General features: G+C 37.8%; 12 protein-coding genes. 7 read left to right on the top strand and 5 right to left on the bottom strand.

Annotation, left to right across the window (positions count from 1 at the left end; all coding sequences use genetic code 11):
* Positions 1-355: 355 nt before the first annotated feature.
* Positions 356-1,036, bottom strand: coding sequence for a response regulator transcription factor (locus QM524_RS15295; RefSeq protein ID WP_388047011.1), 681 nt, complete (start codon positions 1,034-1,036; stop codon positions 356-358).
* 226 nt (positions 1,037-1,262) lie between these two features.
* Between QM524_RS15295 and QM524_RS15290 the strand changes: the two genes are divergently transcribed.
* From QM524_RS15290 to QM524_RS15280, 3 genes are all read left to right on the top strand, one after another.
* A complete protein-coding gene (locus QM524_RS15290; protein WP_283345241.1) occupies positions 1,263-2,873 on the top strand; it encodes an acyl-CoA carboxylase subunit beta in 1,611 nt (536 codons plus the stop codon).
* 137 nt (positions 2,874-3,010) lie between these two features.
* The gene (locus QM524_RS15285) at positions 3,011-5,341 is read left to right on the top strand and encodes an ATP-dependent helicase (protein ID WP_283345240.1); all 2,331 of its coding nucleotides are present in this window, start codon (positions 3,011-3,013) and stop codon (positions 5,339-5,341) included.
* 44 nt (positions 5,342-5,385) lie between these two features.
* Positions 5,386-5,907, top strand: a complete 522-nt coding sequence (locus tag QM524_RS15280) for a DUF192 domain-containing protein (RefSeq protein ID WP_217903368.1) — start codon at positions 5,386-5,388, stop codon at positions 5,905-5,907.
* Between the two features lie 27 nt (positions 5,908-5,934).
* Here the strand turns inward: QM524_RS15280 and QM524_RS15275 are convergent, their stop codons facing one another.
* From QM524_RS15275 to mutY, 4 genes are all read right to left on the bottom strand, one after another.
* Positions 5,935-6,855: a hypothetical protein gene (locus tag QM524_RS15275; protein WP_283345239.1), complete on the bottom strand. Its 921-nt coding sequence runs from the start codon at positions 6,853-6,855 to the stop codon at positions 5,935-5,937.
* A gap of 17 nt (positions 6,856-6,872) precedes the next feature.
* Positions 6,873-8,243: a gliding motility-associated protein GldE gene (gene gldE, locus QM524_RS15270; protein WP_095160142.1), complete on the bottom strand. Its 1,371-nt coding sequence runs from the start codon at positions 8,241-8,243 to the stop codon at positions 6,873-6,875.
* An 81-nt stretch (positions 8,244-8,324) separates the two neighbouring features.
* Positions 8,325-8,792, bottom strand: coding sequence for a single-stranded DNA-binding protein (locus QM524_RS15265; RefSeq protein ID WP_095160141.1), 468 nt, complete (start codon positions 8,790-8,792; stop codon positions 8,325-8,327).
* A gap of 134 nt (positions 8,793-8,926) precedes the next feature.
* Positions 8,927-10,009, bottom strand: a complete 1,083-nt coding sequence (gene mutY, locus QM524_RS15260; RefSeq protein ID WP_283345238.1) for an A/G-specific adenine glycosylase — start codon at positions 10,007-10,009, stop codon at positions 8,927-8,929.
* A gap of 572 nt (positions 10,010-10,581) precedes the next feature.
* Here mutY and QM524_RS15255 point away from each other — a divergent pair.
* From QM524_RS15255 to QM524_RS15240, 4 genes are all read left to right on the top strand, one after another.
* The gene (locus tag QM524_RS15255; RefSeq protein WP_095160139.1) at positions 10,582-10,866 is read left to right on the top strand and encodes an HU family DNA-binding protein; all 285 of its coding nucleotides are present in this window, start codon (positions 10,582-10,584) and stop codon (positions 10,864-10,866) included.
* Positions 10,867-10,952: 86 nt separating this feature from the next.
* Complete coding sequence (locus QM524_RS15250) at positions 10,953-11,819, top strand: tetratricopeptide repeat protein (protein WP_283345237.1); 867 nt, start codon at positions 10,953-10,955, stop codon at positions 11,817-11,819.
* Between the two features lie 682 nt (positions 11,820-12,501).
* Positions 12,502-14,058, top strand: a complete 1,557-nt coding sequence (locus QM524_RS15245; protein ID WP_095160137.1) for an Rne/Rng family ribonuclease — start codon at positions 12,502-12,504, stop codon at positions 14,056-14,058.
* Between the two features lie 102 nt (positions 14,059-14,160).
* Positions 14,161-15,486 carry an AAA family ATPase gene (locus tag QM524_RS15240; RefSeq protein WP_283345236.1) on the top strand — a complete coding sequence of 442 codons (1,326 nt, stop codon included), beginning with the start codon at positions 14,161-14,163 and terminating at the stop codon, positions 15,484-15,486.
* Positions 15,487-15,560 lie beyond the last annotated feature (74 nt).

Genomic DNA, 15,560 nt, shown 5'->3' with positions numbered 1-15,560 from the left:
AAATCTCTTTCGATTTAACCGCTTCCCGTTGTTTGGGAGTGCAAAATTAGTTGCTTTATTTTTAACTTCCAAATGTTTTTGAAAATATTTTTAAAATTTATTTTCGCAACTCACATCCTATCTTCTTCGCTACAACTCCTTTCCCGTCGTTTGGGAGTGCAAAATTCCCACTTTATTCACAACATTCCAAACCTTTTTTGAACTATTTTTGAAAGTTTTTTATAAGTCGCTGAACATCAGAAGCTATTACACTCAAAAAAAATGACACCAAATTGTTTTAATTCAATTGGTGTCATATCTACAAACTCACAAACACAATTAATACTTCGAATATTTATAAATATTATTTTGTACTTTAGCTTACTTCTAAGCGAAAACCTACTCCATGTACATTACTGAGCTTGATATTAGTGTCTCTATTAAGGTATTTTCGCAAACGAGTGATAAAAACATCGAGGCTTCTTCCTTTAAAATAGTCATCATCTCCCCAAATAGTGATCAAAATTTTATCTCGAGAGAGCGTTTCGTTTTTATGTTGAATCAAAAAGGCTAATAAATCTGATTCTCGATGGGTAAGTTCTTGTTGAAAATCATCGATAGTCAATTTAAGATTTTTACTATCGTGTATATAACGTCCTATTTGAAGCACACCATTGGAAACTGTAGTTTTTTTGCCTGTCCGTTTTAGGATAGCTTCAATTCGCAAAACAAGTTCTTCGATACTGAAGGGTTTTGTCAAATAATCATCGGCTCCTAATTTAAGACCTTTGATACGATCTTCTTTGAGCGATTTTGCCGTTAGGAATATAATAGGAATTTCACTTCCAGCTTTTCTAATAGTTTCGGCCAGCGTAAACCCATCCATTTCTGGAAGCATTACATCAAAAATACACAAATCATATTCATTTTGTTGGAAAGCTCTTTGTCCCGCTTTACCATCTACTTGTAAATCGATTTGATATCCTTCTTGTTCAAGATTATCTTTTACTACAAACCCTAGGCTTTCATCATCTTCGACGAGCAGAATTCTGGTCATTATATCAATATGTATATAGTTAGTTTATGATAAGACAATTTATTAGGAATATTCCCTATTGTGAAAATTTAAGTATTTGCTAATGTAGCCTATTTGGTCAAATAATCCAATTTATTAATATTTGCATAATTTATATAACTTAGTAAAGTTATATATAATACCAAGGTTATGCTATTCTATATAAACACATTCATCAACGATTTATTATCTAAAACTCATGACAACTATGAATCAATCCTCTAACCAGCAATTGGTAGAGCAAATGGCAAACCACCTAGAGAAAATAAAGCTAGGAGGTGGTCTCAAAAATATTGCCAAACAACACGACCGTGGAAAGCTTACGGCACGAGAACGCATTGCATACCTAATCGACCCTGATACAACGTTTTTAGAATTGGGTGCTTTTGTAGGTTTTGAAATGTACAAAGAATATGGCGGATGTCCTGCAGGAGGTACAGTTGGAGGGATTGGGTATGTATCGGGAAAACAATGTATGATTGTTGCCAACGACCAAACCGTTAAAGCCGGAGCGTATTTTCCTGTTACTGGAAAAAAGAATCTTCGTTTGCAGGAAATAGCATTACAAAACAGACTTCCTATTATTTATTTGGTGGATAGTGCTGGAGTTTTTCTACCAATGCAAGACGAGATTTTTCCAGACAAAGAACATTTCGGTCGAGTTTTTTACAACAACTCCATTATGAGTGCGATGGGTATTACTCAAATATCGGCGGTGCTGGGAAGTTGTGTTGCTGGAGGAGCCTATCTTCCTATTATGTCAGACGAAACTTTGATGGTCGAAGGGCAAAGTTCGATTTTTTTAGCAGGCCCCTATTTAGTAAAGGCAGCTATTGGAGAAAACATTGACGCCGAAACATTGGGCGGTGCTGTGACACATACCGAACTTTCGGGCAATGCGGATTATAAATTCAAAACAGAACAAGAGTGTTTGGATCAAGTAAAAAGAATTATAGGAAAGCTTGGCGAGGATACCAAAGCTGGTTTTAATAGGGCAACCCCTAGTTTGCCAACCAAAAATCAGAAAGAGATTTATGATATTTTACCCGAACTCAGAACCAAGCCCTATAATATGGTAGATATTATTGAGAGATTGGTTGATAATTCGGAGTTTGATGAGTTTAAAAAAGATTATGGCAAAACTATTCTTTGTGGATATGCTCGTATTGATGGCTGGGCTGTGGGGATTGTCGCCAATCAGCGCTTGATTACTAAAAGTGGCAAAGGTGAAGTTCAGATTGGGGGCGTTATATATAATGATGGCGCCGACAAAGCTGCAAGGTTTATTATGAACTGTAATCAGAAGAAAATACCGTTGGTGTTTTTACAAGATGTTACGGGATTTATGGTCGGAAGTCGCTCGGAGCATTCGGGTATTATTAAGGATGGCGCCAAAATGGTGAATGCTGTAGCGAATTCGGTCGTTCCTAAAATTACGATTGTCATAGGTAATTCGTACGGAGCGGGTAATTATGCGATGTGTGGAAAAGCTTATGATCCTCGATTTATCTATGCTTGGCCAAGTGCCAAAATTGCCGTAATGGGTGGCGAACAAGCAGCCAAGACTTTGTTGCAAACGCAAATAGCATCTATGCAATCGCAGGGAAAAGAAGTTTCGAAGGAAGAAGAAGAACAGCTACTCAAAGAAATTATCGAAAAATATAACACTCAAACAACCCCTTATTATGCGGCAGCAAGATTGTGGGTTGACGAAATTATAGACCCACTACAGACAAGACGTGTCATTTCTGAAGGTATTGCAGCGGCTAATCATGCTCCTATTGAAAAAGAATTTAAAGTAGGTGTTATTCAAACTTAGTAAAGGATATTTGATATAAGCTGATTACCATAGTTTTTCTTCGTAATTTTGGAGAATGGTTTGACTTACAAGCCATCAATCTTTTACACATAAAGATTGATGGCTTGTGTCTTGTAATAGTATTGAGTTTTTGAAATATGAATTATTTAGCAGGTCTTAACGAACCGCAACAAGCGGCAGTACAACATATCACAGGTCCTCTCATGATTATTGCGGGAGCGGGTTCTGGCAAAACAAGAGTTCTTACCTACAGAACGGCATATCTTTTGGATAAAGGTGTAGATCCTTTTCAGATTCTTTTATTGACCTTTACCAATAAGGCCGCAGGCGAAATGCGAGTAAGGGTAGAAAAGGCTGTAGGAAACGATGCCAAGAATATCTGGATGGGTACATTTCACTCAGTATTTGCCAAAATATTGCGATTTGAGGGCAAACACTTGGGCTATACTTCCGACTTTTCTATTTATGATACTGACGATTCTAAATCTTTATTAAAAAGTATCATCAAAGAAAGAGGACTCGACGATAAGGTGTACAAACCCAATGTTGTTTTCAACAGAATCTCAGGAGCGAAAAACCGCTTGATTGGCCCAGATGAATACCTCAACAATCCAATCATTCAAGCTGACGATGCGGCTGCCAAACTTCCCGAAATAGGAAGTCTATATAAATTGTATACCTTGCGCTGCTTTCAAGCCAATGCCATGGACTTCGATGACTTACTTTTCAATACCAATGTATTGTTTAGAGATCATCCTGTGGTATTAGACAAATATCAGCGAAAGTTTCAGTATATCATGGTCGATGAGTTTCAGGATACCAACGTTTCCCAGTATCTCATTATCAAGAAACTTGCTGCCATGCACAACAATTTGGCGGTAGTGGGCGACGATGCTCAGTCGATTTATGCTTTCCGTGGGGCTAATATTGACAATATTCTTAATTTAGAAAAAGACTATCCGAATCTTGTAACCATTAAGTTGGAGCAAAATTATCGCTCGACTAATAGTATTGTACAAGCAGCTAACTCGGTTATTGCTAAAAATAAAAATCAGTTAAAGAAAAATGTCTTTACCGAAAACGAAGAAGGCTCACCTATCGAGCTCATCAAGGCGGCTTCGGACAATGAAGAAGGTCGATTGATTGCAACTAATATTTTTGAAGCGAAAATGGCCTTGGGTTTGCGTAATACAGATTTTGCCATTTTGTATCGTACTAATGCCCAATCACGTGCCTTTGAAGAAGCTCTTCGAAAATTAAATATTAAGTATCGTATTGTTGGCGGTTTATCATTTTACCAAAGACGTGAAATCAAAGACCTTTTATCTTATTTGAGATTTGTCATAAATCAAAAAGATATAGAGGCATTCAAACGTATTATTAATTTACCCAAAAGAGGTATTGGTGATACTACCATTGCAAGAATCGAAATCACAGCAGCTGAACAACAAAAATCTGTTTGGGAAATTGTAAGTAATATTCGTCAATATCAAGCAGGGCGCTTTGCTGAGACCATCGAAGGATTTGCCGATTTGATTAAGTCATTTATTCTAATGACTCAAGTACCTAACAAAGACGCTTACGAAATCGCCAGTCATGTGGCAAAAGCTTCGGGTTTGTTAAAGGAACTTCATGAGGATAAAACCGTTGAGGGACTTTCTCGTTATGAAAACGTTCAGGAATTATTGAACTCTATCAAACAGTTTGTAGATAACCCCGATACTGAAGACCATTCATTAGCCAGCTTTTTGCAAACAGTATCTTTATTAACTACTGCCGACGAAGAGGACCCTGATGGTGACAACGACCGTGTAACTATGATGACAATTCACGGTGCCAAAGGTTTGGAGTTCAATCATGTGTATGTAGCAGGTATGGAAGAAGACCTTTTCCCTAGTCAAATGATGCTTCAGAGTCGTGCAGATTTGGAAGAGGAACGTCGTTTGTTTTATGTAGCTATTACTCGTGCTGAGAAAAAACTTGTAATGTCTTATGCCGAAAGTAGATATCAATACGGAAGATTGAAGCCTTGTGAACCTAGTAGATTTTTAGATGAAATAGATCCAAAATATTTACAGTTTGCCAGAAATATCCGTCGTGCAGTCGAAGAAACTCAACGTGTTCCACAAGGATTTGTCAGAAGAGTCGATAATCAGTCAGGTGTTGTATCTAACAATTTGCCCCTAAGCAATAAACCTGGCATATCCACAACAACCTCCAATCTGATTCAGAAAAAGCCTGTGGTCAATTCGGCACCAGCAACGTATGTGCCATCACCTGACTTTGCCCCTAGTGATACCAAAAATTTACAAGAAGGCGACCGAGTGGAGCATCTAAAATTTGGTTATGGAAAAGTCAAAAAAATGGATGTAAACGGAAACGACCGCAAAGCAACCATTGAGTTTGAAGGAGGAGTTGGTGAAAAAACCTTATTATTAAGCTTTGCGAAGCTCAGAATTATATCATAAAACTGGCGTTTAACGTTTTCAAATCAAAAACTCATTATCCTAAAATGAAAAAAATCGTAGTTCTCTTATTTGTGGGCTTATTACTGTTTGGTAGTATGATTCCTAAGCTAATTGCTATTTTTCGTTCCGAAGATAGCGAAGCTGGAACAGTAAGCTCTATTTCAGCACCTGCTCCATCTGGGGTTGTTTCGAACGAACCTGCTTTCAAAAAAGAAGGAGAGTTAACTTTTCCGAAAATTCAGAAGAAAATTAGTATCGAAATTGCCGATAATGATGCCGAAACTACTCAAGGATTAATGTATCGTAAAAGCATGCCAGATACTTGTGGGATGTTGTTTGTTTTTCCAGATAGTCAAGAAAGAAGCTTCTGGATGAAAAACACCTTTATTCCATTAGACCTCCTATTTATCAATTCTAATAAGGAAGTCATCACGATACAACCCAATCGCCCACCTTTCTCAGAAGAAGCAATTCCTTCTTACAAACCAGCTCAGTATGTGTTGGAAGTAAACGCTGGATTTTGTCAACGAAACGGCATTAAGCAGGGAGATAAAATTTCGTTTTAAACAAAAAAATAGGCAAGCTTAGCTTGCCTATTTTTTTCTAGCATATCTAAAAAGCTTTACAGGAAGTTTATAATCTGTGGCTTCTCCTATAGTATAGTAGTCTGTTCCAGTTCTTGAAAAAGCTATTCCTTCACCTTGAGCCTCTTCACTTGCCGAATAAGTATAATCCAACAATTTGGCAGGACGAAGTAAAGCCTTTGCTATTGATTCGCCGTCGGCTCTACGCCAATGATATATCTGTCCATAATTTCTGATAAGGATTTCTTTGTTATCAGGCGAAATATCTCCAGCGGTAATATAAAACATCGTATTGAGTGCTGTCGAAAAAGAAACCTCTTCTACAAACTCTGCTGTGATAGTTTGGGTATAAGACTGTGGATATGGCAGTTTATACAATCGCTGTTTTAAGTCTCTTTTGGAAAGAATGTAAATATCTTTGGTATCGTGGTCGATAAACATACATTCGGCATCACGAGCGCCATCTGGATAAACATAAGTAATTTTTTGTACATCTTTTAACGTAATGCTATTACTAGCTTGAACCGCTTGACTAGCAGCATTAGGTTCTTTTACTCGATAAATTGTACAACTTGGATACACTGCCAAATTATCGCCAATATCTCCCACATATATATAAGTACCATCCGAAAACTTGGTTATAGCCATATCTTCCCAATCACGGTTCACGGCACCTTCTAAATAAAACTCTTTGGTTCCTTTGCCCAAGCTATCCATCAAGAAGATACGATTAGAATCACCACTATCATTATGGGACCATATCATTCCAGGATTGGTATAGCTTGCGGCCAATCCAGAAGCCTCATCTAGATTAGAATTCTCAACTAAACTTCCAACACCTTTCTCAAAATCATCAATTATTGGAGTTGGGCAGTCGTTATTACAAGCAAGAAGCCCTGTCAATAAAGTTAAAAATGGGTAATATTTCATTGAATAATAATGGCACGTTAGGTAAGCTCTCGATTGGTTTCGTCGGTTTCCTCGTTTTTGATAGTCACTTTTACTCTCTTAATACGACGCGTATCGACAGAGGCTATTCTAAATCTGAATTTATCATAATCTATTTCTTCTCCCGCATGAGGTAGACGAGCAAACAATTCGATTAATAACCCTGCCAGTGATTCACTTTCACCTTTTACCTTTTCAAAGTAGTCGTTATCTATTCCCAACGCACGACATACATCGTTTAGTGTAACCTTACCTTCAAACTCAAATGAGCCATCTTCCAATCGCTTATATCCCAGATCCTCTTCATCGTATTCGTCGTTGATATCACCTACAATTTCTTCAATGATATCTTCCATCGTAATAATTCCTTCGGTTTCGCCGTATTCATTTACTACGATAGCCATATGAACTCGCTTTTCTTGAAAATCATAAAGCAAGTCATCAATCTTTTTACTTTCGGGAATAAAAAATGCTTGATGTATCAGCTCTTGCCAATTAAAGTGCTCATCTTTTTCGATATGTGGCAACAAATCTTTGATATAAAGAACTCCTTCTATTTTATCAATGGTTTCTTTAAATACGGGCACACGAGAATATCCAGACTTATTAATTTTATCCATCAATTCATGAAAATCCCATTCAATATCAAAAGCTGTCACATCACGACGAGGACGCATGGCACTTTTGGCAGAAGTGCTTCCAAAATTGACAATACCTTTTAGAATATCTTTTTCTTGTGCCGAAGTTCCTTGTCCAGTAGTAATTTCAAGCGCATGGTTTAGTTCGTCGGCAGTAATAGTATATCCTTTTCGCTCTACCCGTTTCTCAATTATATTACTAATACCTAAAAGCAAAGACGACAACGGCTTGAAGATAATGCTAGCTACTTCGATGAGTGGCGCAGTGAGTTTGGCAAACTTCAAATTATTTTGTTGTGCCCAAACCTTTGGTATTAATTCTCCAAAAAAGGTAATCATGAAAGTTACACCTACCAACAAAATCAAGGTAGCAACTAATCCTTCTTTTTCTTCTTCCCCTAAAATTTGTTCTGTGAGATACGTTGAGATTGTCACAAAGGTAATGTTGACAAGATTGATGGCAATCAGGAGGGTTGCTAGGAGTTGTTGAGGCTTGTCGAGCAACTTGGCAACAGTACGCTCACTTCCACTATCGCTTTCACGACAGGCAACACGTTCATCGGCAGATAGGGAGAAAAAGGCAACTTCAGAGCCAGCCAGTAGGGCAGAAATACCCAGCAGGGCAATCAGGATAAGCGCATCGATACCGTATACGCTGTAAGATGAGGTGCTTTCAACTTGAGCCAAAAGCACCCTAATCGGGTGATAATCGTCAGATAATCGAGTTTCCAAGGTTTGGTTTGTTTAGTTAAACAAAAGTTAGACTAGTTGAAAAGTGTTTTTCAACTAGTCTAACAAATGATAAGCCTTTCGTTAGAATGGCAAGTCATCGCTGTCACCACCAGCATCAAATGCAGGCGGTGGAGGTGTTACTGGTGCTGGATTAGGACGAGCAGGTGCAGGAGCTGATGCCGCTGGTGCCCCCTCGCTATTAGCACTATTGTCGCGATTACCGCCTCCCACTAAAGTCATAGAAGTACCACGAATACGAATACCACGACGCGTGATACCATCTTTATCTACATATTCTTCGGTACGGATACGCCCTTCTACATAAACAGAATTTCCTTTGCGCAAATACTGTTCTGCGATATTGGCCAATCCATCCCATAATTCGATGCGATGCCATTCTGTTTGTTCTACTCGCTGTCCATCGCGATTTGTGTAGGTTTCGGAAGTAGCGATATTAAAATTTGCCACTTTTGCACCACTAGGCAAAACTCTCACCTCTGGGTCAGAGCCTAAATTGCCCAATAAAATAACTTTGTTTACGCCAGCCATTTGGGTTAATTTTTTAAAATAGTTGTAAATAAATTGATAGGCATAAAATTAAATATGGTGTGAGAATTCAAACATTAATGTGAGTGAATTTAATAAAAATCCTATCAATCTCCAACTATCTATTCTATGGAATACTATGCTAAAATTTTTGATTCTTGAGTCAAATAATTATTCACCAAAGTAGATTTGGGTAAATCATCTACTTCAGAAAGGTTATAAAACGCATGATTTTCTGGCAAATTTAGAGAAAAGTCTGCATTTACTCGTATGTGCCAAAACTTTGTTTGAATCTTTTGATGCGTTAATACATGGGTAAAATTCCCTGATTCATTCAAAATCACCGCATTGGAGATTACTTCTTTTAACCAGTGGTCCTGCTCCAACAAATCATCTAATTGAGAAGATTCGGAAGGCTCTAGTAGGTAAAAATCATACATCCCTTCCCATACGTCACGCCCCACACGTTTGCGCATTACAAACTTTTCGTTTTGTTCTAATAAGAAATAATGAAAGAAACGCTCTTTTACTTTAACCTTTTTGCTCTTGATAGGTAGCACCGCTTGTCGTCCTTGTGCATGAGCTACGCATTCGTTCGCAAAAATACAGAACATACAATCTGAGGGAGTGCCAGGCGTACATTGCATGGCACCAAACTCCATAATAGCTTGGTTGTGCGTGTTGGCATTATTGGTCGGTAAAAGCGCCTGTGCATATTCTGAATAAACTTTTTTTGCCTCGTTTGATGCAATATCAGTTTCTATGCCAAATACTCTTGAGAGTACACGATACACATTGCCATCCAATACTGCCACAGGTTCATTATAAGAAAAAGAAGCAATCGCAGCAGCGGTGTAAGAGCCCACTCCTTTGAGTTTGAGTAACTCTTGATACGAGTCAGGGAATACGCCATCGTATTCATCTACCACCATTTTGGCTGTTTTATGCAAATTACGAGCCCGAGAATAGTATCCCAATCCTTGCCACAACCGCAACACCTCAGCCTCATCGGCAGCGGCCAAGTCAAATACCGTCGGGAAAGCCTCTACAAATTTATAATAGTAAGGCATTCCTTGGACTACTCTAGTTTGTTGCAAAATTATTTCGGACAGCCATATATAATAAGGATTGGTTGTATTGCGCCAAGGTAAATCTCTTTTATGGATTTCGTACCATTGGGTGAGTTTTTGAGAAAAATGAAATTGCGAAAAATCGGTCATGAAAAAGGGAAAGTTGACTTTCTGATTTAGCTAAAAAAAGATACTTAATGGAGGTTTTCGAAACAAATCATCAACCAATACTTAAAAAACTTGTTTTGATTTAACCTTCAAAGTATAAAATAGGTTTATGAAAGTAAAAATCTTTTAAGAAACGTATCCAGTCTAAAAGAGGGATAGATTCAGCAAAAATAAAGGAAGAGATTTAGAATAAAACAATCTATAAATAATCCATGATTCATGAAAGAAGTACAACAAAAACCGAGGAATAATAGGAGAAAAGCAAGAAGTCTGAATTAGATTAATTTTAGAATTAGAATTCAAATAGCTAAAAATTAAGCATTTACGAAAAAAAAGTTCAGACATTTATTTATTGATTCTTTCATATTTGAAACCAAAGTCGTACCTTTGTGACCCTTAATAATCAGGGGCTTATAATTTGAGGCTGTGAGAGTTAGCAAAATTCACTGAAATCGACCTTAATCGATGCTAATTCAACTGAATTTTTTGGAAACTTATGGCAATCGACAACCATTGTTTATCATATTTTATTAACTCCTAAATTTTTTAAAAAAGTGACAAAAGCAGACGTAATCGCAGAAATCGCAGACAAGACGGGCATTGACAAGGCAGATGTATCTAGCACTCTAGAGTCATTCTTCACTGTAGTTAAAGATAACTTGGCTGGAGGAGAACCTATCTACGTTCGTGGATTCGGTAGTTTTGTGAACAAGAAAAGAGCTAAGAAGGTTGCTCGTAACATCTCGAAAAACACTTCTATTGTGATTGACGAGCACTTTATTCCAAGCTTCAAACCTGCTAAAATATTTATCGAGCAAGTTAAAACTAACGCTAAATAATTTTTCGCAATAAGTTGTCCGTTATAGGTTATCAGTTATGAACTCATAGCCGATAACTTGTAACAGATAACAGATCTGTAAACGACATGCAAAAGTCTTTTATCTTCATAATAGTGGTTGCACTGGGTACGGTTGGAGCTTTATATAGCCTTCCGAAGGTTGTGGTAAGTGACGAAAAAAAGACCTTAGAGCAAACAGCACAGACTGGCTCAGCCAATCGTGATAAAGCCGTTGAGTCGGAAGACACCCATCAGCACACCGAAGGTGAAGCTAATGAAAGCCATGGCACAGCCCTTAGCCCCGAACAGAGCAAGGTAGTTGAGAGTTTACGAGCGAAATATTTAGGAAGTTCAAGCAAGCAAGATAAAATCGAAGCAGCAAATGCTCTTATTTCGAAGTTTACAGCATTTACAAGATACGACAGCGCTGCCTATTATGCAGAAGAAGTCGTAAAACTTGATAACAACGAGCGCAACTTGATGAAGGCGGCAGATTTGTATTATGAAGCCTTCACCTACGCACTCGAAGATGCTAAAACTAAGAATATGGGAGACAAAGCTAGATCGTTATATCAGGAGATTTTAACCAAGAATCCTAATAACCTTTTAGCAAAAACAAACATGGCAATGACTTACGTTTCAACATCAACTCCCATGCAAGGAATTTTGATGCTTCGTGAGGTAATTGCAAAAGAGCCTGAGTTTGAACCAGCATTGTTCAATTTGGGGATTCTATCAATTCGGTCGAATCAGTTTGGGAAGGCCGTTGAGCGTTTTAAACAAATCCTGAAAATCAACCCTGCTAATTCTAAAGCAGCTTTGAACTTAGGATACTGTTTGGCAGAACTCGACCGTACTGATGAAGCTCGCACTATTCTTGAGAAGGTTTTAGCCAATAGCAAAGACCCTCAGGAGAAGGCAGCTGCCAATGAAATTTTATCAAAATTAAAATAAGTTCTCGGTAAGTTCCTTCTTTATCACTAAATTGTGCTTGGATAGGAATCTTCTGTGACAAACAACTAAAACAGATTTCGTAACATTTAAAACCTTTTAAAGTCATGCCTTGCGGAAAGAAAAGAAAAAGACACAAAATTGCAACTCACAAAAGAAAGAAGCGTCTTAGAAAGAATAGACATAAGAAGAAGTAATCTGTAACTAAGGATTAGTACGAATTGGTGCTAATCCTTAGTTGCTAATTACTAGAAAACAGGCTATTTTCTCCAGTAGAAAAGAGCCTGTTTTTGTCGTTTTTGTGAGATTGCTAGGTAAAACCCAAATTCATTGCCTTCTTACTTTATTTTTTGGCAATAGTTTATCTGCTCATGACAGCATGGATTCCGTTGTATTATAGATTGGTCATAATACACAGCCACGCAATAAGTCAGCAACATTAAAAATCAAAAAACCAATAAAATACTATAGACTTACTATTACTTTATTGCATTCCGTTGGAATGACTTCCCAATTGTAAAATTCAGTTGCTTTAATCAATTTCTTACAACTTGCTTTTTACTCTTCGGCACGAACCCTTCTATATGTAGTTTAATGGCTTTGATTTTCTATTCACCAACCGCTCACAGCGACAATATATATTCGTTTTCTTATATACTATTCACTTCTAATCCTTCAATCACCTGTGAGCAACGAATTAATCATCAATTCGACTCCCAAAGGTGACCGCATTGCTCTTTTGCAAGACAAAAGGATTGTGGAGTATCACTTAGAGGAGTCCGAACCACACTTTTCTGTTGGAGATATTTATCTCGGTACAGTCAAGAAAATGGTTACGGGATTGAATGCGGCCTTTATAGATATTGGTTATGAAAAAGATGCTTTCTTGCATTATCATGACCTTGGCCCCAATGTCAATTCCCTGAATAAATTCACCAAAGATGTTATCGCTGGAAGACACAATTCTGGAAGATTAGACAACTTTAAGCTTGAACCCGAAATAGACAAACACGACAAAATTGATAAAGTATTAGGGAAAAACTCTCCTATTCTTGTTCAAGTTGTAAAAGAACCTATTTCGACCAAAGGCCCCCGCTTATCTTGCGATATTTCTATCGCTGGTCGCTATACAGTTTTGGTACCGTTTTCGAATGGTGTAAATATTTCGAAAAAAATTACGGCCAAATCCGAACGCCAAAGATTACACAAATTGATGTCGTCTATCAAGCCTGCCAATTTTGGCGTAATCGTTCGAACTGTAGCTGAAGGCAAAGATGTAGAGGAATTGGACAAAGATTTGAAGGAGTCTTTAGCCAAATGGGACGCTGGAATGAAAGCGCTCAGATCAGCAAAACCACGCGACAAGGTCATCGGCGAAATGAGCCGTGCTACTTCAATGCTTCGCGATTTGTTGAATGAAAACTTCGATAGCGTTATTGTTGACACGCCAGAATTATTCCAAGAAGCTCGTGCTTATGTACAGCACATCGCACCAGAAAAAGAACGTATTGTAAAATTACATCAGGGTAAATCCAAAGTATTTGAACAATACGGTATCGAAAAGCAATTAAAAATGCTTTTCGGACGCTCAGTAAGTCTTCCTGCTGGTGGTTATTTGATTATCGAACATACCGAGGCTTTGCACGTAATCGACGTCAACTCTGGTAACAAATCAAATAGCGAAGAAGACCAAGAAGCAACCGCCGTAAGCGTAAATATCGAAGCAGCCAAAGAAATTGCTCGTCAGTTGCGCCTTCGCGATATGGGTGGCATTATCGTTATCGACTTTATTGATATGAAGAAAGCTGAACACAAAAAGCTGATTCATGACATCATGAAGGAGGAAATGAAATCTGACCGCTCAAAATACACCATCTTGCCGCTTACCAAATTTGGCTTAATGCAAATTACTCGCCAAAGAGTTCGCCCAGAGATGAACGTTGTAACGTCTGAAAACTGCCCTACTTGTGGTGGTACAGGCAAAATCACAGCGAGTATTGTTGTTTCGGATGTAATCGAACATCACCTTGAGCATATCATTATCAAACAAAATGAGAAAAAGCCAACTATCGTATTGCATCCTTTCTTGCATGCATACTTTACCAAAGGTTTCCCTTCTCTTCGAATGAAATGGTATTTCAAATACAAAACTTGGGTCAATATTATCCAAGATAGCTCTTTTGGTATTACCGACTTTAAATTTCATAACAACCACGGAGAAGAAATCGAACTCAATGGTTAATGAATATAAAAACCCATCTATCCTTCGTAGATGGGTTTTTTATTGTAGCTTCACTCCTATCCTATGCTTGTCTTGAGCTGTCCGAATGTTTATCTTTGCTTTATGTCTTTTCAAAAAAATAGAAACTATTGGTGGCTCAATCTTAATCCTAAAACAGGGTCAATTGATCAGCTCCGCTATCACCAATCACAACTCTTTACCTCACATAACGAATTCGGAAATAAACGCCGTATTTACCAGCACTTTCAATCCGTACAAAAAGGTGACTGGGTGATCGGGTATGAAAGTACCCCTGTCAAACAAATTAAAGCTATTCTAGAAATTACTGAACCACTACATGTTCATCCTGTAACAGGCGAATCTATTGCTTTTTGTTTGAAGGAAAAACTCCCTTTTCCGATTGAATGGGCAGAGCTTAAGCAAATCCATTTTCTGAAAGATTCAGATATTTTAAAGAATAATCAAGGAAGCTTATTTCAAATCTCTGAAGACGAATTTGAAGCAATTCAGGCAATGATAGATTTACAAAAAGAATCCATTGTAGCCGAAAATATCATTATCCCCTTTGAAAGAAATGATGCTTTAGCAGACTTATTTATCGAGGCAGAGCAGTTTGACGAAATAGTTGAGACACTCAAGTATAAAAAGAATATTATCCTTCAAGGCCCTCCAGGAGTCGGCAAAACCTTCCTTGCCAAAAAGCTCGCTTATACGCTTATTGGTACAAAAGACGAATCAAGAATAAAGATGGTGCAGTTTCATCAGTCGTATTCCTACGAAGATTTTATACAAGGATTAAGACCCGATGGTGACGGTGGTTTTAAGCTCAAAAATGGTGTCTTTTATGAGTTTTGTAAAATGGCACAACGCAATGCAGGAATCGACCATTTCTTTATTATTGATGAAATAAATCGTGGAAATCTAAGTCGTATTTTCGGAGAACTACTCTTACTCATTGAAAACGATAAACGTGGACGAGCCAACGAAATTCCTTTGACTTATGGAGATAAAGATGCCGAACCGTTTTCGGTTCCAGACAATCTACATATTATCGGAACCATGAATACTGCCGACCGCTCATTGACTACGATTGACTATGCACTTCGTCGTCGTTTTGCTTTTATCAGTTTACAACCATGTTTTAATGAACGATGGGTAAATTGCTTAGTCGGGCAAGGACTAGATAAGGAATTTGTAGAAAGTATTGCTCGAAAATTCAACTTACTCAATCAGGAAATTAGTCAAGATAGGCATTTACTAAAAGGCTTTCAAATCGGACATAGCTATTTTACACATTTTCCTGCAGGCGAAAACGCCCCAAAATGGTACAAACGTATTATTCAACTAGAAATAGCGCCTTTGCTTGAAGAATATTGGTACGACCAGCCCGAAAAGGTACAAAATTGCGTTGAAGAACTGCTTGGGTAGCTGTGGGTAGACTTAGCCTCGGACTATCTTTTGTTTCAGCTTGTAAACTATATTAAAAATCAGCCCAAGACTAA

It is taken from the genome of Flectobacillus roseus, assembly GCF_030056595.1.
Classification (GTDB): domain Bacteria; phylum Bacteroidota; class Bacteroidia; order Cytophagales; family Spirosomataceae; genus Flectobacillus; species Flectobacillus roseus.
This window is presented reverse-complemented; position numbering and strand designations above follow the sequence as displayed.

Bases quoted from the DNA above. Each gene is read 5' to 3' on its own strand.
- QM524_RS15295 (WP_388047011.1), bottom strand. From the start codon at position 1,036: ATGACCAGAATTCTGCTCGTCGAAGATGATGAAAGCCTAGGGTTTGTA.
- QM524_RS15290 (WP_283345241.1), top strand. From the start codon at position 1,263: ATGAATCAATCCTCTAACCAGCAATTGGTAGAGCAAATGGCAAACCAC.
- QM524_RS15285 (WP_283345240.1), top strand. From the start codon at position 3,011: ATGAATTATTTAGCAGGTCTTAACGAACCGCAACAAGCGGCAGTACAA.
- QM524_RS15280 (WP_217903368.1), top strand. From the start codon at position 5,386: ATGAAAAAAATCGTAGTTCTCTTATTTGTGGGCTTATTACTGTTTGGT.
- QM524_RS15275 (WP_283345239.1), bottom strand. From the start codon at position 6,855: ATGAAATATTACCCATTTTTAACTTTATTGACAGGGCTTCTTGCTTGT.
- QM524_RS15265 (WP_095160141.1), bottom strand. From the start codon at position 8,792: ATGGCTGGCGTAAACAAAGTTATTTTATTGGGCAATTTAGGCTCTGAC.
- mutY (WP_283345238.1), bottom strand. From the start codon at position 10,009: ATGACCGATTTTTCGCAATTTCATTTTTCTCAAAAACTCACCCAATGG.
- QM524_RS15250 (WP_283345237.1), top strand. From the start codon at position 10,953: ATGCAAAAGTCTTTTATCTTCATAATAGTGGTTGCACTGGGTACGGTT.
- QM524_RS15240 (WP_283345236.1), top strand. From the start codon at position 14,161: ATGTCTTTTCAAAAAAATAGAAACTATTGGTGGCTCAATCTTAATCCT.